Raw genomic sequence first — 17,430 nt, forward strand, 5'->3', positions numbered from 1 at the left:
ATGGCCGACCCCATCCTCAAGATTCGGGATCTCTCGACCAGCTTCTTCACCGAAGAGGGGACAGTCAACGCCGTCGATTCGGTCACGTTCGATGTCGAAGACGGCGAAATCTTCGGCATCGTCGGTGAGTCCGGGTCCGGGAAATCCGTCACCGCGCTGTCGGTCATCGACCTCATCGAGTCCCCCGGCCGCGTGACCGGCGGCGAAGTCTGGTATCGGAGTCCCGACCTCGCCGACGAGTTCCGCGGGTCGAGACCGGAGGCCGTCGATGGTGACTTCGTGGACGTTCGCCGACTTCCTGCGGGCGTCCGTCGGTCACTTCGCGGGCCGTCGTTCAGCATGATTTTCCAGGACGCGATGAGCAGTTTCAACCCCTCGATTACCGTGGGCGAGCAAATCGCCGAGGCGGTCGAGGTCCAACGTCGCGCCCGTGCTAACCCGCGCCGCACCCGCTCGCGGACGCAAGGCTACGGACTCGGCTCTGCCGTCCTCGATACGCTCCTCCCCGGTCAGGACTACGTCTCCAACGCGAGCATGGACCGCGCCGTCGAACTCCTCGAACAGGTAGGGATTCCCGACCCGGAAGACCGGGCCGATGAGTACCCACACCAGTTCTCCGGCGGGATGCTCCAGCGTGCGATGATTGCGCAGGCGCTCGCTGGTGAACCCGATATTCTGGTCGCCGACGAACCGACGACTGCGCTCGACGTGACGATTCAGGCACAGATTCTCAATCTCCTGCGCGACCTGCAGGAACAAGCGGGGATGAGCATCTTGATGATTACGCACAATCTGGGCGTCATCGCCCGGATGTGCGACCGCGTCGGCGTCATGTACGCCGGAGAGGTCGTCGAGCGCGGCCCCCTCGGTGACATCTTCGACAACCCGGTCCATCCGTACACGCAGGGACTTCTCGGTTCCGTCCCTGACATCGACGACCCGTCGGACCGTCTGGAACCCATCGCGGGGAACGTTCCGAGTCTCGTCGACTCGGAGATGCCCAACGCCTGCTACTTCGCGGACCGCTGCCCGAAAGCGATGACAGACTGCATGATGCGCATCCCTGAATACGATGTCGACGGCCGCCACAGCGTTCGCTGCGTGTTGGCCGAACGAGAGTACGACGAAGCCGATGCGCTCGAACAGGAGGTGATGGCCGATGACTGACCCGCTGCTTTCGGTTCGCGACCTCCAGAAGTACTACTACGAACAGGACACGCTCGTCGACACGCTGCTCGGCCGCGAGCGACAGAGCGTCAAAGCCGTCGACGGCATCTCGTTCGACATCGAACCGGGCGAGACGCTCGGACTCGTCGGCGAGTCCGGGTGTGGGAAGTCGACGACGGGCGAGACACTGTTGCGACTCCGCGAGGCAACCGGCGGAGCCGTCGAGTTCGACGGCGAGAACGTCTTCGAGATGGACTCGGACGAACTCAAAGCGTTCCGGAAAGACGCCCAAATCGTCTTTCAGGACCCGTTTTCGAGCCTCGACCCGCGGATGACCATCGGCGAAATCATCGCCGAACCGCTTCGGATTCACGACCTGCCGTCCGACCCCGGCGAGCAGTCTAAACGGGAGTGGCGGCGGGACAAGGTTGGCGAGTTGTTAGAGCGGGTCGGCCTCTCGTCGAGTCAACTCGACCGCTATCCGCACGAGTTCTCTGGTGGACAGCGCCAACGTATCGGTGTCGCTCGCGCGCTCGCGCTCGAACCCGAGTTCATCGTCCTCGACGAACCTGTCTCGGCCCTCGACGTGTCCGTGCAGGCGCAGGTACTCAACCTCCTCGGCGACCTGCAAGACGAGTTCGGACTGACGTACCTGTTTATCGCTCACGACCTCTCGGTGGTTCGGCACATCTGTGACCGCGTCGCCGTGATGTACCTCGGGAATATCGTCGAGTTGGGTCCGACCGACGAACTGTTCGAGTCGCCGAAACACCCGTACACGGAGGCGCTCTTAGAGAGTGTTCCGCGCCCGTCGACCGGCGAACACGGTCGCCGGGTCGAAGCGCTTTCTGGCGACGTTCCCTCGCCGCGAAACCCGCCGTCAGGCTGTCGATTCCGGACGCGCTGTCCGAAGGTCATCCCGCCGGACGGCCTCGACATCGACCAAGAGACCTACCGCGCCGTGATGGACCTTCGCGACGCGCTTGCGGTCGGCGACGTGAACCCGGACCACATCTGGGAGGCTGCCGACCCCGAGCGAACCGACGAAGCGGCGTTCATGGCGGAAGTCCGAGCGCGACACGTCGACGCCGAACTCAGAGGCGAAGTCGCCAGCGCTGTCGATACCGCACTCAGTCACCTCGCCGACGGCGATATCGAGGAGACACGGGAGAGACTCCGTGAAACGTTCGAAAGTCCGTGTGAGACACGCCGTCCGGGCGTGGGCGATACGGACCACCCGGCCGCGTGCCACCTCTACGAGGGGTCGGACGAGGTCGAGGTCATCGAAACGGCAACAGACACACTCGTCTCCGCCGACGACTGACCGCCCGGCACCGCCCGGCGGTCTGCGTGGGTGGACGTACGGGTCGATTCACAGAGATGCAGGGAGGAAGCCCACGGCTTCAGCCGTGGGAGGAATCCGACATTCCGGCGAAACCACCCCGGAGCGAAACGTTCAGGCCCCCGCATAGCACATCACCTGTGTGACACGGTACCGCAACCTCGGACTCTTCATCGTTCTCGCCGCTGTATGGGGCTCCGCGTTCATGGCCATCAAGGCAGGACTGGCGTACTTCCCGCCGGTGCTTTTCGCCGCGCTCCGATACGACGTGGCTGGCGTCGTGATGCTCGTGTACGCCCTCTATGCGACCGATTCGCCGCTCCCACGGGGGCGCGCCGAGTGGACGGAAGTCGCGATTGGCTCCGTCTTGCTCATCGCCGCGTACCACGTGTTGCTGTTTATCGGCCAGAACGACCCGACGGTGACGAGCGCCGCCGCCGCCGTCATCGTGAGTCTCAGTCCCGTCCTCACGAGCAGTTTCGCGCGGGCACTGCTCCCGAGTGAGCGACTGACGCCCTTGGGAATCGTCGGGATGCTCCTCGGGCTGGTCGGCGTCGCGGTACTGTCGGAACTCAACCCGGCAAACCTCCTCGCGGGTGGTACCGTCGCAAAACTGCTTATCTTCGGCGCGGCCGCTGCGTTCGCCCTCGGAGCGGTCCTCACCCGTCGGGTCGACTCGGACCTCCCCATCGAGACGATGGAAGCGTGGTCGATGCTCGGCGGCGCGCTGTTGATGCACGTCGTCTCGCTCGGCCTCGGAGAGTCCATTGCGAGTGTCGAGGTGACGATGCAGTCGATGCTCGCGCTCGCGTACCTCTCGATAGCGGCCAGCGCGCTCGGCTTCCTCATCTACTTCGACCTGCTCGAACGACTCGGCCCCATCGAGATTAACCTCGTCTCCTACGTGGCTCCGCTCTTTGCCGCCCTCTCGGGGTGGGCGTTCCTGAGCGAGGTTCCGAACGCGGCGACGGCCGGTGGGTTCGGACTCATCTTCCTCGGGTTCGTCCTGCTGAAGCGCGGCGCGATTCGCCGCGAACTCCGGCACCGATTCGGCGACAGCGGCCTCGACACGGCAGACTGACCCCTACGAGTCGACTCGTTCGACAGAGACGACTTTCCCGACCATCTGCCAGCCGTCGTCACCGTGTGCTTGTCGGCCGACGATAACGGCGTCGTTGTCTTCGGTCGTCGTAAACCGATAGGTGGCGTCGTCGCCTTCGCGGGTTCCTTCCGCCTGAAAGTCGGTCTGGAAGAACTCCGCGCTGTCGAGCGTAAACGTCCCCTCGATATCGTCGCCGACGACGAGGTGCATGGAGTTCGGGTGGATGTTGTACATGCGCTTGGCGATGCGATTGAGGTCGGCCATGGTTCCCTCGTCGGACCGGCCGGATAAATCGCTACGGGAACGAATCGTCACGTCAACTGACTACTTTCCCGCCCTTGGATCACATTAACTCTCTACGAGTTCTGAACGTCTCGTATTCACGACCTCCTACCGAACTGTGGCATGTGAACCAGATAGTCACCAGCACACGACGGTTCAAGTCATCAAATAGATTACCAGAATAAAAGAGTTAGATGCCGCTATAAATCGTTAGAACGTTTCTGAGCCGTCGATAAAATTTCACCTTTATAAGAATATACCGCCTAAATGAGGGTAAAACGAGACGAATACTAGCGTGGAATTATGACCCCTCACGTCGATATAGAATCTGTAGGTGAGCCCTCCGTTATGTCAAGCTCCTCATCAACGGTCCCCCGCGAGCGCCTCTCCCAGCTAAGAGAGGTGATCACGGACGCACAGAACGTTAACACCGGCGTTAAACTCGTCGCCGCCCCACTCAGATTCGTTGGATTCTGGACTGCCGTTGCCCTCCCCTTCCTGTATCTGCCCCTCCTGCACGATGGTCTGAAATCAGGCGAAATCACGGTTTTCGTCACCCTCGTCGCGGTCAACGCTATCGCCCTCGTCGTCGGACACAACTACGCCCGATAACGAACGGCCCCGCTTCACCCCCGTCTCCACTCCCTGTCTCCGCCGCCCTTCCCCGCATTTCTTTTCGATATCTTCGACCACTCACCTGCCGAGTGCAACAACCGTCGAACTGTGTGTCGAAAAACCGGGGAATTTTACCACCGGCCGTCCGTCGCAGTTCGTATGTCGCTCGAGACGGTTCCACTGGGACGGACCGGGACGAAGGTGTCGGAGATTGCCTTCGGTACGTGGCGGTTCGGTCGCCGTAACGATGCCAACGAGGTGGAAGTCGACCCCGACCAGGCGCACGAACTCCTCGACGCGTACGCCGCGGCTGGCGGGAACTTCATCGATACCGCCGACATGTACGGTGACGGCGCGAGTGAGACCTACATCGGCGAGTGGCTCTCGACGCGGGACCGCGAGGACTTCGTTATCGCGTCGAAGATTTACTGGCCGACGCGGGACGACCCGAACGGACGCGGCCTCAGTCGAAAGCACCTCCGGAGGCAGATTGACCGTATCCTCGACCGGCTCGGGACGGACTACGTGGACCTCCTGTATATCCACCGCTGGGACAACGAGACACCCGTCGACGAGTTCATGCGGACGCTCGACGGGTTCGTCCGCGATGGGAAGGTCAACTATCTCGGCACCTCGACACTGGAGCCCAACGCCTGGAAGGTCGTCAAGGCGAACGAACTCGCCGACAAACGCGGCTACGAACCGTTCCGCATCGCACAGCCCCGGTACAACGTCGTCAACCGCGAAATCGAGGGGAACTACCTCAATATGTGTGCCGACTACGACATCGGTGTCGTCCCTTGGTCGCCACTGGCTGGTGGATTCCTCACCGGGAAGTACACCCGCGGCGAGTCACCGCCGCCGGACTCGCGTGCCGCGACCGACCAGCGATTCGCCGACTCGTATCTCACGTCGGCGAACTTCGATGTGCTGGACGCCGTCGAGGCCATCGCCGAGGAAGTAGACGCCACCCCTGCGCAGGTCAGTCTCGCATGGCTCGTCACCCACCCGCAGGTCACCGCACCAATCATCGGAGCCCGAACCGTCAGTCAGCTTCGTGAGGACCTCGCTGCTGCGACTATCGATCTCACGGCTGAGCAGTTCCAGCGGCTCTCAGCCGCCAAGCGAAATCAGTCTCCATAAGCGAAGCGAGGGACGCGCCCAGACCGGAGCGACCGGCTGAGCGCGCGGAACCGTCAGGTGTAGGTGTGACCGGTGGATACCCCCGGCCATGACCGACGCTGACGCGTTCGACCCCGACGCCTACGTGACCGAGCTTCGGGCGAAGCGCCGCGAGAAAGACGACTTTTTCGGCAGCCACCCACAGACCCCCATTCCGCCTGCGGAACGCGACGACTTCGATGGGCTCGACTACTTCGGCCCCGACCCGGACTTTCGGGTGACGGCGACCGTCGAGTCGCACCCTGACCCCGAACCGGTCGTGATGGACACGTCCACCGGTCGCGAGGTTCGATACCTCCGCGTTGCGACCTTCAGCTTCGAACTCCGGGAGACCGACCTCGAACTCGGAGCGTACCGACAGGAACACGACGACTCGCGGACGCTTTTCGTCCCCTTCCGCGACAAGACGACCGGCCAGCAGACCTACGACGGCGGTCGGTACATGGAACTCACGCCGGACGTGCCGCTTTCGGACCTCGACACCGTCGTTGTCGATTTCAACCTCGCATACAACCCCTTCTGCGCGTTCACAGACACCTTCGACTGTCCGCTCCCGCCGGAGGAAAACTGGCTGGACGTGGTCGTGCCCGCGGGCGAGAAGAAATACGAGTCGTCGTAGGTCGACGCGAAAGCGCAAGTTCCATATCGCCCCATTCCGCAGAAACACCACATGGGACTACTCAGCTCGCCTCGAGCGCTCATCGGGATTGTTCTGATGGTCGTCGGGACTCTCGGAATCGTACCGGGTGCCCTCCCCGGATCTGCCCAGACGATGACCTTCGCACTCGTTCCCGCCGCGGCCGCACTCACGCTCGGCACGTGGCTGGTCGGCACGTCCGAAGGCGGCCGTCCGGTCTAAAACGGTTCACCGACGAAGAATCGCCGTTCGAAAAAACCTTCTCCGCGGTTACGCGTCCGGACCAGTCCACTTCTGGAGCGTTGCGGATGAGGACCCGGACTCAGACGACCAGACGACGCGGACAGTTTGGTCGTCAAGTGTGCTACTATTTCCGGTTATTGTCACTGCAGACCCCGCTTTAACATCTATCGCTGTTCCGCCTCTGATTTCGGTCCACGTTGCACTTTTCTTATTGAGGCTATCGTTCCCGATTGAGTCAAAATTGACCCCCGTACTCACACTCAACTGGTCAGAGCTAATTGCCTCACCGCTTTCGTGGGTGATGTTGAGGTAGTCGTCAGTACTCTGGTTGTATTGGAAGCTGAAACTCGCCTGTGGTGCTGACTCGGTCTGTTCGCCCAGCCCGAGGACGAACGTCCCGATAACCGCGGCGAGGATGACTGTGATAGCCACCATCAGGATAACCCCGATGACGGGTGATACCGCCTCGTCGTCTGTAAGGAATTCTTGAATGTTCATGGTCACTGAATGTGTTAACAATTGACTATTGTTAATGAATTAACCTAAGGCTGTCGGGGGTTTTCAGACGGAAAGAATTGAGTACGGAAGTTAGGTGTCGGTTCAGGCGTCCGGGCCGGACCACTTCTGGAGTGTGGCAGAGGTGGAACCAGAGTCTGCGGTCCAGATGACGCGGAACGTCGCGCTGTTGAAATCGCCACCAACTTTCACAGAGGTTCCTGCAGTGACATCGCCAGTGACCTCCATGTCGGCAAACGTTTTACTAGAGTTCGAAGTGCCATCGAGTGAACCCCCAGTGTAGTACTCGAAGTCACTTGACGAACTAAGGTTGAGCCGGTCACTCGAAATTGACTGCCCACTGTCGTGAGTGACAGTCAGATTATCACTCGAGCCATCATCAACGTAATCGAAGCTGAAGCTCGCCTGCGGAGCCGTCTCCGTCTGTTCGCCGAGTCCGAGGACGAACGTTCCGATAACCGCGGCGAGGATGACGGTAATCGCCACCATCAGGATGACCCCGATAACGGGCGACACCGCGCCGTCGTCTGTGAGAAGTTCTTGGAATTTCATAGTCTCTGAATGTGTGCGTAGATGACTATTCGAATTCGATTACCTAAGGCTATCGGGAGGTTATCACATCTGAATAAGAACGGAGGACGGAAGTTAGGTGCCGGTTCAGGCGTCCGGTCCAGACCACTTCTGCAGCGTTGCAGAGGTGGAACCCGATTCAGCGGTCCAGACGATGCGGAACGTCGCGCTGTTGAAATCGCCACCTGCGACGTTGACCGAATTACCGGCGGTGACGTCGCCAGAGACGTTCATGACTTCGAACGTCTTCGAATCGTTGGCACTGTCGACGAGACCAGAGGACGTGTACTCCTGGAACGTCACGCTCGACGAGAGGTTAACGCTGTCTGCCGTGATTGCCTCACCGCTGTCGTGCGTCACTTGGAGGGTGTCGTTGGTCCCGTTATCGACGTAGTCGAAGCTGAAACTCGCCTGTGGAGACGTTTCGCTCACCTGGTCGCCGAGTCCGAGGACGAACGTCCCGATAACCGCGGCGAGGATGACAGTGATGGCTACCATCAGGATGACCCCGATAACGGGCGACACTGCGTCGTTGTCAGCGAGGAGTTCTTTGACGTTCATTATCCGTTGTAGGTCCACTTCTGGAGGGTGGACGACGTGCTGCCACTTTCGGAGGTCCAGACGATGCGAACGGTGTCGCCGTCGTTAGCATTCAAACTGGTAAGATTGTAGCTATCTCCAGCGGTGATCTTCCCATCGCTGTCTGGCCAGTTGTTTTCGTTGCTGGGGTCAACGATAGTCACACTGTCGTTATTAACCGCCTCACCACTCTCGTGAGTAATGACGAGGTCGGTTCCGTCGTAGTCGAATGCGAAACTCGCTTGGGGTGCCGTCTCCTGCACTTGGTCGCCCAGCCCGAGGACGAACGTCCCGATGACGGCTGCGAGGATGACGGTGATAGCCACCATCAGGATAACCCCGATGACTGGCGAAACTGCGCGGTCTTCCGTGAAGAGATTCTTAAGCTTCATGTGTTGCGTGTGTCCCACACCCCGACAGCCATTGATGTCACTCAAGGAGTGCACCATAGGGGATGGGTTGCAGTTTCCCCTGCCCGGTGGCCGTCTTGGTGTGTCCAACCGTTGGTTATCGTGGGGTTACTTAAAATTAGGTGCCAGATTAATGGGGGATTACGCCCAGTATATCCTCGATTAATATAGGATTTATATGGCTATTAAGTCCAGAATGCCGTTCGAAATCTGAGAATGGTTAAAAACTTCTGACACGTTAGAGGTGGTTGCTCGCTGTGAACAGCAGGTGGCACTCTGTGCGGTTGACTGCTAAGTGTTGAGCCTCTGCAATTCTTATTTGTCTTCTCGCACACGCGGGCGGAGCGCGAGAATCGGACGAGTTTGTTACCGATTTCGAAGAAGCGTCACGCTCAGGAGTGTATCATCGAGAACGAAGAAGTCCCCGGGGGAACCGGGGACATCGTTCCTACCCAAGGTGGCGTGCGCACGCGTTAATCAGGTATACATTCCGGACACATATGTTTTGTGGGACACATTGGCGTTTCCGGCCCTGTACCATCCGTTTGTTAACGTTTCAGATTAGGACAATCACACAAAGTATTTACCGTGAACGCCCAACAGGTCCAATCGTACCCCTGCCCATGGAGACACCTGTGAGTACCCCACCTCGGTCCGGGTCTTGCCCGGCTCGACTCAACCCGAGGATCGACGAAAACGGTGTCCCCGACTGCAACACCCATCAACAACAATGACACGCAATAAGCAAATCCGCGCGGTACTTCTCGCTGCGCTGATGGTCTTCTCGGTCTTTGCCGGGTCCATCGCGTTTACGGGGAGTGCTGCTGCGGCTGCGTCTAACGTCTCCGCGTCCATCAGCGGCGATACGCTGACGGTAAGCGGCGACAAGGCGTCTGGAGACACCAACGTCACTGTCTTCGTCGACACGAACAGTGACGGACAGTTCCAGGCAAGCGAACCGCACACGAACAACACGTCTGCTGGCTCCGGTATGTCGTTCTCCGAGACTATCGATGTCTCGAGCCTCTCCGGCGGTCAGTCCTACACGGCTGGCGCTATCGCTAGCGCCTCCGCAACGTCCGACGGTACGGCGTACGACGACTCTGATACGTTCACCGTCTCGGACAGCAGCGACCCCGAGCTCGACTCGGCCGTTCACTACGACGACGGCTCCGGTGACATCATCGAACTCGCCTTCAGCGAGCAGATCGACATGAGCGGCGTTGGTACGGGCGACTTCACGCTCTACCAGGACGGCGACGCTCAGTCCGGTGCCATCACGGGCGTTTCCCAGGACAGCAACGGTCAGCTCGTCCTCCAAACGGATGACCTCTACACTGGTGACATCGAGCTTACCGTCGGCGACGACGTGACCGACCTCGACGGCAACAACGTCGACGAAGGTCTCGATGACGACAACAACGCGTCCGTTACGGTCGCAACTGTTACTGTCCAAGATGGTAACACGGACAATGTCAACGCCTACAAGGGCGAGATTGTTGCGCTGACCGACGGTAACGTCGGCACTGATATCGAAATCACGTCCGACGAAACCCAAGACGGCAACGAAGGCTTCTTCCGCTCCGGTAACACCGGTTCGAACTCCGAAGTCTTCGTCTTCGACACGTCCAACCGTGAGACCGAGCGTTACAACGTGACAATCGGTTCCGGCCAGGACGGGAAAATCGTCGTCCGTGACCTCGGTCTCGAAGTCGCAATCGACGACCTGAACGTCACTGACGAGGACCTCATCGAAGGAACGGTCTCCGCCAACGCTGGCGGTCGTGACATCGAAGTCCGTCTCCTCGAAGATGACGGCGACGAAGTCGAAGACGTTACCATCACCGCGAACACGAACGGTCAGGGTGAGTACGAATTCGAGTTCAACGCATCTCACGATGACATCGGCACGGGCAACTACTCGGTTGAAGTTATCGACAAGGCCTCCGCCGTAACGGCTGAATCCGACACGATCACGGTCACCGAGGCCGGTGAAGGTAAGGCGAACTTCGTCAATAACGTCGTCACCGACCAGCGCGGTGACGTCGTCGCCATCCCTATCTCGCTCTCGAACACCGACACGGCTACCGTCACCGTCGGTACCGGAGACCAGGGCTACCAGGCTAACGTCACCGTCGAAGACGGCGACGACGACGGCGAAGTCGTCGTCCTCTGGGACAGCTCTGAATCCGACAGCACGACGGTCGGTGACGTCTTCGATGTCGAAGACGATGACGACGACGTTCTGACCGGCAGCGACGGAGACACGGATGTCGGCCTGGCCACGAGTGACCTCATCGACAACGGCGACTACGACCTCGAAATCCGCACCGGTGCGGACTCGTCGGTGGACGCCGACAACGTCGGTACCCTCGTCCTCGAGGAAGCTTCCGTCGACACGGTCAACGTCTGGACTGCCCCCAGCAGCGAGTCCTTCGGTGACCTCGACGATGTCAACGAAGCGCTCGAAAACGGCAACATTACGCAGGACACCAAGATCGCCTTCAGCGACAAGGCTGTCATCCAGGTCGTCGCACCCGGCCTCGAAGGCTCGGTCGGCGCAGAGGATGACGAGACGCCGAACTTCTTCAGCGGCGCCTACAACGACTCCTACCGTCTCACGGTCAACCAGTCCAACCCTGGTCCGAACCGCGACCCCAAGATCATCAACGTCAGCAACGCGTCGGTGATCGCTGACGGTAACAACGACACCTACTTCATCGTCTTCGACACAGAAGACATCGATGCGGTCCGTGACGAGGACGACAATGGTGTCATCGACTCCGACGAGACCACGAGCGTCGACCTCGAAGATGACGACGCGTTCAACGTCGAGTTCAAGATGGTCGGTGAGGACGATGTCTCGTCCAGCAACATCGCGCTGGTCGAGGATGACTCTGCGCAGAATGCCTCCTACGAGCACATCGAAGGAGAGCACACGTTCGACATGGACCCGGTCAACGTCACGAACGCGGCCGACCAGACTGTCTCTGGTACGACCGACGTCGCCCCCGGTACGGAAATCACGCTCCGCGTGAAGTCCGACGGCGACACCCAGCCGCGCTTCCTCAAGACGGCGACGGTCTACGTGACCGAGAACAACACGTTCTCCGGCACGTTCGACTTCTCCGAGCAGAACATCGGTGACACCTTCACCGTGACGGCATCCGCCGCAGGCGATGCCGCTGCTGACGAAGAGGTCGACGGCGAAGTCGTCGAATCGGTTGAAACGACGACCGAGACGCCGACCGAGACGACGACGACCGAGACGCCGACGACGACGACCGAGACGCCGACGACGACGACCGAGACGACGACGACGACGACGACCGAGACGACGACGACGACCGATACCGGCACGCCCGGCTTCGGTATCGCTGTCGCCCTCGTCGCCCTCGTCGCTGCGGCGCTCCTCGCCGTCCGTCGCGACTAACTCGGATAGCTAACTACCGGGATTTTCCCGGCTCCATTCTTTCTTTCGACGCTCACACCGTGAGCGGCAGCGATTCAGTCTCTCTCGACGAGCGACAGCTATCGTCTCTGGTTCTGTCTGACGGTGACCGGTAACCCCAGACGCCGCCCGATTCCTTTTGGTCCGGGCCGCCGAAGGCGACACGATGCGTGTCGCAGCACTCACTGAATTCACCGGTCCAGACGGAATTTCGATACTCGAACGACCAACGCCAGACCCCGGACCCGACGAAGTGCTGGTGACTGTCGAGGCGGCGTCGATTAACCACCACGACCTGTGGATTCTGAACGGCGCGGACACGAGATACGATACAGAAGACCTTCCATTCGTTCCCGGTCTCGACCTGGCGGGCGAGGTTCGTGCCGTCGGTGACGATGTGACTGCGGTCGAACCGGGCGACCGCGTCCTGCTCTGTCCGAACCAGACGTGTGGGACCTGTCGGTTCTGCCGAGAAGGCCCCGAGAACCGCTGTGAGTCGTTCACGCTGTTTCACGGAAGTCTCGCCGAAACCGCGCTGGTCGATGCGAACCGTCTCATCGAACTCCCCGAAAACGTGAGTTCGACGGAGGCCGCCGCTCTTCCGACAGCGTATCTGACTGCGTACCACATGCTTCGTCAAGCGGCGGTCGGTCCGGGAGACCTTGTCTTCGTCCCGGGAGCGACCGGCGGAGTCGGGGTCGCTGGTGTCCAACTCGCCGATATTCTCGGTGCACGCACGGTTGGCACGTCCTCGTCACGCTCGAAACTCGACCGGATGAAAGCGATTGGTCTCGACCACGCGATTCACGGAACTGACCCCGACGACATCCGTGCGGCGGTGCGCGAGGTCGGGACACCGGATGCTGTGTTGAATCATCTCGGCGGGGAGTACACGCAACTCGGACTCGACGTACTCCGTCGCGGCGGTCGGATGGTTGTCTGTGGTGGCACAGCCGGACGCTATTCAGAGATAGACGTGCCCGGCATATTCCTCAAACACAAGCAACTCATCGGGAGTACGATGGGGACACAACCGGAGCTTTCGACTCTCGTTGAACTCGTCGCAGACGGCAGGTTGACGCCCGAAATCGACGAAACCTATCCGCTGGCGGCGACGGCAGACGCGTTCGACGCGATGCAGAACCGTACCAGCGTCGGGAAAATCGTCGTTACTCCGTAAGGAGAGTTGATTCGAGAGAAGTATCGAATGCCCGGGGTGGGCTCCGAACCCACGATCTCCGCATGTCCCAGGTGCGAGGCCGGCATGACCTCGCGAGGGGCGGAGGCTTCCAAGGCGTTCCGCACCGATTGTGAAACCCTATGAGTGCGGCGCTATGTCCAGCTAAGCCACCCGGGCTCAACTTGGCGTTGTGCGGTGGTTGTATTTAACCTTCTCATCTCCGACGGCTTCGGGAGGAGTCACCACGGCGCTCGATTCGTCGCATCACCCACGGATTTATGCCCCAACACTGGGTGACTCAACGCATGAGCCAACCGGAGATCGTCCAGTCCATCCTCGACGGGGAGACCGTGGTGTCCCGCGTCCACCTCGGGGGCGAGGACGAACTGTTTGTGACTCCGAATCGGACCCTCGTCTACCGCGCCGAGGGCCTGCTCTCGGACGAGTCCGTCGACGAATTCTCGCACGCCGCCGAACGAGTAGCGGTGAAAGAGGGGCGACGAAAGGCGAAGATAACGCTCGACTACGGTCTCGACGGGTCCGAAACGTTCGGGCTGTCGGCCAAGCGACTCGACGAGGCACTCCAGCCAATCCTCGAAGGCGTCCTCACGAGCGCGGGCGTCGTCGAAGACGACGAGCGTCTCATCGAAGCGTTCCGCTTCAGCGAACTCACGTTCGTCGTCACGGAACAGCGGGTCGTCCGCCACATCGGAAGCGCGGTGTGGGACGAAGACTACGAGACGTATCACTACGACGACGTAACTGACCTGTCGTTCGAGTCCGGCAGCGTCGCCACGACGGTCGTCCTCACCGTCGACGGCCGCCAAGAGCGGTTCAAGACGCCGAACGAGGACGCACGACTCGTCCGCGAGAAGCTCTCGAAGGCGCTTTGTGAGTACCACAGCGTCGGCAGCCTCGAAGAGTTCCGCGTCAAGATGGCCGACGCACAGGAACAAAAAGCGGCGGAATCCGAGCGGGACAACACGAACTTCGGCGAGGGGCCAGACCCGCTGAGTGCCAACCCGACGGAACTCACGGAGGAACCGAACAACTCGACCCGCGAACAGAAAAGCGCCGAGAGTGTCGAGCGCCAACCGGTCGAAGCCACATCCACGACCGGCGGTCAGACAGAGTCCGAGCCCGTCGAGTCGACGACGACCAACGTTGCCGACGCCGCGGACCTCGGCTTCGAGGGGTCCGGTTTCGAACCTGCCGACGAGTCGGTGCCGACAGACGAAGACATCGTCGCGGAGATTCAGTCGCTTCGCGAAGTCGTCGAAGCGCAGGGCGAACAGATTCGGTATCAGCAGGAACTCATCGAACAACTCATCGACGAGTTACGACGCGGACGGTAGGCGGCGGAACGCATCGCACGCGCTGGTCGTTTTCGACGCGCCGTTTTTCTCTCTTATTCTCTTCCGAGCACTTTTCTGATACAGGACGACCCGAACGGTCCGAGTTCGCCCGATTCGAACTGCACGAAGTGGCCCGTCGAAATCGACGCTCCGCAGCGGCGGCAGTCGAAGTCGCCATCTTTCTGGACGACTTGGCTCTCGAACCGGACGAACGTGCCACCGCGGTTGTGCCGAATTCGGCCGCCATCTCGGTCGATGATGCCGCGCATCTCCGCGGTATCGAGGATGTCGCGCGTGAGTGTCGGGTCTGTCGTCACCGTCTCGATGCGGTCGACGACCTCGGCGAGCGAGAGTTCGTCGGCTTCGAGGTGGGCGAGGAGTTCGAGCGCGAGTTCCACGCGCTCGTCGCGTGTCGGACCAGTCACGATTCGACTCCGTATCGGGGCGGCGCGGGCTAAAGCCCACCGAAGCACAAAGCGTTTGGTCGCCGCGGGCGCACTCACGGTCGAGACGCCGTGACTCGGACTCGACTCGTCTTTGGACTCGTCTTTCTCTTCGTCCTCGTGGGCGCACTCGCTGTCTCTCCGGAGACGGTCTTCGCCCGCACGGCGTGGATAGCCGCCGACCCGATGCGACTCGTGGTCGCGGTGAGTCTCCTCGCTCTCGTCCGTCCGCTTCTCGCGTGGCCGACGACGCTCCTCGCACTGGTGGTCGGGTTCGGTCTCGGCCCGGCGGCGGTCCCCCTTGCGCTCGCGCTCATCGTCCTGACGAGTGTCCCGCCGTTCTTGTTCGCTCGTCGCTTCGGCGGGGCAGGGACGCTCGCGGACGTGGGCGAGCAGACAGTCGCAGTGACAGGCTCCGTCCGCGGCGTGACCGCGAGCAGATTGCTTCCAATCCCCTCGGACATCGTCTCGGTGGCCGCGGGCGTATCGAACGTCCCACTGGGCGCGTTCGTCCTCGGGACCGCAGTCGGAGAACTCCCGTGGGCTATCGCTGGCGTCGTTGCGGGTGCATCCGTCGAGACGCTCACGACGCAGTCGCTGCAGGCGGTTATTCAACCCGAATTCGCCGTGCTCGCGGCGCTGGCAGGCGTGTCGCTTCTCGTCCCGCCAGCGTATCGACGCTACCGGGGCGGGACGGGCGTGGACAGAGGCTGAGTCGCTGTTATCTGAGGAGCGATTCGCCCGTCATCGCGGACGGCTGGTCGACGCCGACGAGTTCGAGCAGCGTCGGCGTGATATCGCACAGCGACCCGTCTTCTCGGACGGTTCGACCACCGGAAAGCGGGCGCTCGGGGTCGGAATCGCTGTCTTCGCCAGCGTCGTTCAACTCTTCGTCTTCGCCAGCGTCGTTCAACTCTTCGTCTTCGCCTTCGTCTTCGTCGTCGTCTTCGGGAATCAGGTAGACGAACGGAACCGGATTGAAGGTGTGGGCCGTGTGAGGGTCTTCCGCTGTTCCCATATCGTCGGCGTTGCCGTGGTCGGCGGTGATACAGACGTGGCCGCCGTGGTTGCGGACCGTCTCGACGAGTCGTCCGAGTTGCTCGTCCACCGCTTCGACCGCCGCGATAGCCGCCTCGTAGTCGCCCGTGTGGCCGACCATGTCCGGGTTCGCGTAGTTGAGAACCATCACGTCGGGCTCTTCGGTCTCGATGAGGTCGATGGCCGTGTCGGTGAGTTCCGGCGCGGACATCTCGGGTTGGAGGTCGTAGGTCGGCACATCCGGACTCTCGACGATGCGTCGAATCTCGCCGTCGAACTCGATTTCGCGCCCGCCGTTGAGGAAGTAGGTAACGTGCGGATACTTCTCGGATTCGGCAAGGCGCAGTTGTGTCATCTCAGCTTCGGAGAGTACGTCCCCGATGGTGTCTTCGGGCTGTTCCGGCGGGAACGCGACCGGGAGGTCGAACGTCTTGTCGTACTGCGTCATCGTCGTCAGCAGTATCTCCGGCGGCGTCGTTTCGAAGTCCCACTCGGGTTCGATGTCGGCGAGCATCCGGACGAGTTGCCGAGCGCGGTCGGCGCGGAAGTTGAAGAAGATGACCGCGTCGCCGTCGTCGAGTGTGGGTGCGTCGTCGACGAGCGTGGGTTCGACGAACTCGTCGGTTTCGCCGCGGTCGTACGATTCCGTGACGGCTTCGACGGCTGTGTCAGCGGTCCAGTCGGCCTCGCGCTCGACGATGGCGTCGTAGGCGCGCTTCGTGCGCTCCCAGTTCTCGTCGCGGTCCATCGCGTAGTAGCGTCCGCTGACGGTTGCGACCTGCCCAGTTCCCTGCTCGTCGATGACCGCTTCGAGGTCAGAGAGGTACTCCTCGCCGCCGTGGGGGCTGGTGTCGCGGCCGTCGGTGAAGGCGTGGGTGACGGCCTCGATGCCCCGGGACGCTGCGAGTTCGATGAGCGCGTAGAGGTGTTCCTGGTCGGAGTGGACGCCGCCGTCGGAGACGAGGCCCATCAAGTGGACCTTGCCGTCGTGTTCCTCGGCGTAGTCGAGCGCCCCAGTGAGCGCGTCGTTCTCGAAGAACGACCCGTCCTCGACGCTGTCGCCGATGCGCGTGTAGGCTTGCTTGACGACGCGACCGGCCCCGATGTTGAGATGGCCGACCTCGCTGTTGCCCATCTGTCCGTCCGGAAGGCCGACACGGCGGCCGTCGGTGACGAGGGTCCCGAAGGCTCCGGTGTCACGGTAGCGGTCGAAGTTGGGCGTGTTCGCTGCCTTGACGGCGTCCCGACGGTCGTGGTCGCCGAGACCCCAGCCGTCGAGGATGACGAGGGCTGCTTTCATTGTCGGCAATTCAGCGTG

General features: G+C 61.3%; 18 protein-coding genes and 1 tRNA gene. 11 read left to right on the forward strand and 8 right to left on the reverse strand.

Annotated elements, in window-relative coordinates; all coding sequences use genetic code 11:
* From ACH9L7_RS01040 to ACH9L7_RS01050, 3 genes are all read left to right on the forward strand, one after another.
* Nucleotides 1-1,167: an ABC transporter ATP-binding protein gene (locus ACH9L7_RS01040; protein WP_396611903.1), complete on the forward strand. Its 1,167-nt coding sequence runs from the start codon at nucleotides 1-3 to the stop codon at nucleotides 1,165-1,167.
* Complete coding sequence (locus ACH9L7_RS01045; protein ID WP_396611904.1) at nucleotides 1,160-2,491, forward strand: ABC transporter ATP-binding protein; 1,332 nt, start codon at nucleotides 1,160-1,162, stop codon at nucleotides 2,489-2,491. Before ACH9L7_RS01040 ends, ACH9L7_RS01045 begins: the two co-directional genes overlap by 8 nt.
* A gap of 160 nt (nucleotides 2,492-2,651) precedes the next feature.
* Nucleotides 2,652-3,590, forward strand: a complete 939-nt coding sequence (locus tag ACH9L7_RS01050; RefSeq protein ID WP_396611905.1) for a DMT family transporter — start codon at nucleotides 2,652-2,654, stop codon at nucleotides 3,588-3,590.
* 3 nt (nucleotides 3,591-3,593) lie between these two features.
* Here ACH9L7_RS01050 and ACH9L7_RS01055 read toward each other — a convergent pair whose 3' ends face one another.
* Nucleotides 3,594-3,875, reverse strand: coding sequence for a transcriptional regulator (locus tag ACH9L7_RS01055; protein ID WP_396611906.1), 282 nt, complete (start codon nucleotides 3,873-3,875; stop codon nucleotides 3,594-3,596).
* A 366-nt stretch (nucleotides 3,876-4,241) separates the two neighbouring features.
* Here ACH9L7_RS01055 and ACH9L7_RS01060 point away from each other — a divergent pair, with 366 nt between their 5' ends.
* The 4 genes from ACH9L7_RS01060 (at nucleotide 4,242) to ACH9L7_RS01075 (ending at nucleotide 6,549) form a co-directional block, all read left to right on the forward strand.
* A complete protein-coding gene (locus ACH9L7_RS01060) occupies nucleotides 4,242-4,505 on the forward strand; it encodes a hypothetical protein (protein ID WP_396611907.1) in 264 nt (87 codons plus the stop codon).
* Nucleotides 4,506-4,667: 162 nt separating this feature from the next.
* The gene (locus ACH9L7_RS01065) at nucleotides 4,668-5,651 is read left to right on the forward strand and encodes an aldo/keto reductase (RefSeq protein ID WP_396611908.1); all 984 of its coding nucleotides are present in this window, start codon (nucleotides 4,668-4,670) and stop codon (nucleotides 5,649-5,651) included.
* 88 nt (nucleotides 5,652-5,739) lie between these two features.
* Complete coding sequence (locus ACH9L7_RS01070; RefSeq protein ID WP_396611909.1) at nucleotides 5,740-6,309, forward strand: DUF1684 domain-containing protein; 570 nt, start codon at nucleotides 5,740-5,742, stop codon at nucleotides 6,307-6,309.
* 51 nt (nucleotides 6,310-6,360) lie between these two features.
* Nucleotides 6,361-6,549 (forward strand): hypothetical protein, encoded by a 189-nt coding sequence (locus ACH9L7_RS01075; RefSeq protein WP_396611910.1) that lies wholly within the window; start codon nucleotides 6,361-6,363, stop codon nucleotides 6,547-6,549.
* 48 nt (nucleotides 6,550-6,597) lie between these two features.
* On the opposite strand, the gene ACH9L7_RS01080 is transcribed toward ACH9L7_RS01075, so the two are convergent.
* The 4 genes from ACH9L7_RS01080 to ACH9L7_RS01095 all read right to left on the reverse strand — a co-directional run bounded on the left by ACH9L7_RS01080 (nucleotide 6,598) and on the right by ACH9L7_RS01095 (nucleotide 8,627).
* Complete coding sequence (locus tag ACH9L7_RS01080; RefSeq protein WP_396611911.1) at nucleotides 6,598-7,068, reverse strand: type IV pilin; 471 nt, start codon at nucleotides 7,066-7,068, stop codon at nucleotides 6,598-6,600.
* Nucleotides 7,069-7,170: 102 nt separating this feature from the next.
* A complete protein-coding gene (locus ACH9L7_RS01085; RefSeq protein WP_396611912.1) occupies nucleotides 7,171-7,638 on the reverse strand; it encodes a type IV pilin in 468 nt (155 codons plus the stop codon).
* 105 nt (nucleotides 7,639-7,743) lie between these two features.
* Entirely contained in the window at nucleotides 7,744-8,217 is a 474-nt protein-coding gene (locus ACH9L7_RS01090) for a type IV pilin (RefSeq protein ID WP_396611913.1), read from the reverse strand.
* Entirely contained in the window at nucleotides 8,217-8,627 is a 411-nt protein-coding gene (locus ACH9L7_RS01095; RefSeq protein WP_396611914.1) for a type IV pilin, read from the reverse strand. The genes ACH9L7_RS01090 and ACH9L7_RS01095 overlap by 1 nt, the downstream gene beginning before the upstream one ends.
* 748 nt (nucleotides 8,628-9,375) lie before the next feature.
* On the opposite strand from ACH9L7_RS01095, the gene ACH9L7_RS01100 reads away from it, so the two are divergent.
* Together ACH9L7_RS01100 and ACH9L7_RS01105 are read left to right on the forward strand one after the other, a co-directional pair.
* Complete coding sequence (locus ACH9L7_RS01100) at nucleotides 9,376-12,078, forward strand: BGTF surface domain-containing protein (protein WP_396611915.1); 2,703 nt, start codon at nucleotides 9,376-9,378, stop codon at nucleotides 12,076-12,078.
* 184 nt (nucleotides 12,079-12,262) lie between these two features.
* Nucleotides 12,263-13,276, forward strand: coding sequence for an alcohol dehydrogenase catalytic domain-containing protein (locus tag ACH9L7_RS01105; RefSeq protein WP_396611916.1), 1,014 nt, complete (start codon nucleotides 12,263-12,265; stop codon nucleotides 13,274-13,276).
* Nucleotides 13,277-13,304: 28 nt separating this feature from the next.
* Here ACH9L7_RS01105 and ACH9L7_RS01110 read toward each other — a convergent pair.
* Nucleotides 13,305-13,453 (reverse strand) — tRNA-Met (locus ACH9L7_RS01110).
* A gap of 128 nt (nucleotides 13,454-13,581) precedes the next feature.
* Between ACH9L7_RS01110 and ACH9L7_RS01115 the strand changes: the two genes are divergently transcribed.
* Nucleotides 13,582-14,631, forward strand: coding sequence for a hypothetical protein (locus ACH9L7_RS01115; RefSeq protein ID WP_396611917.1), 1,050 nt, complete (start codon nucleotides 13,582-13,584; stop codon nucleotides 14,629-14,631).
* Nucleotides 14,632-14,684: 53 nt separating this feature from the next.
* On the opposite strand, the gene ACH9L7_RS01120 is transcribed toward ACH9L7_RS01115, so the two are convergent.
* The gene (locus tag ACH9L7_RS01120) at nucleotides 14,685-15,056 is read right to left on the reverse strand and encodes a DUF5830 family protein (protein WP_396611918.1); all 372 of its coding nucleotides are present in this window, start codon (nucleotides 15,054-15,056) and stop codon (nucleotides 14,685-14,687) included.
* Nucleotides 15,057-15,146: 90 nt separating this feature from the next.
* Here ACH9L7_RS01120 and ACH9L7_RS01125 point away from each other — a divergent pair, with 90 nt between their 5' ends.
* A complete protein-coding gene (locus ACH9L7_RS01125) occupies nucleotides 15,147-15,788 on the forward strand; it encodes a TVP38/TMEM64 family protein (protein ID WP_396611919.1) in 642 nt (213 codons plus the stop codon).
* A gap of 7 nt (nucleotides 15,789-15,795) precedes the next feature.
* Here the strand turns inward: ACH9L7_RS01125 and gpmI are convergent, their stop codons facing one another.
* The gene (gene gpmI, locus ACH9L7_RS01130) at nucleotides 15,796-17,412 is read right to left on the reverse strand and encodes a 2,3-bisphosphoglycerate-independent phosphoglycerate mutase (RefSeq protein ID WP_396611920.1); all 1,617 of its coding nucleotides are present in this window, start codon (nucleotides 17,410-17,412) and stop codon (nucleotides 15,796-15,798) included.
* Between the last annotated feature and the right edge of the window lie 18 nt (nucleotides 17,413-17,430).

The organism is Haloferax sp. S1W (assembly GCF_044593955.1).
Classification (GTDB): domain Archaea; phylum Halobacteriota; class Halobacteria; order Halobacteriales; family Haloferacaceae; genus Haloferax.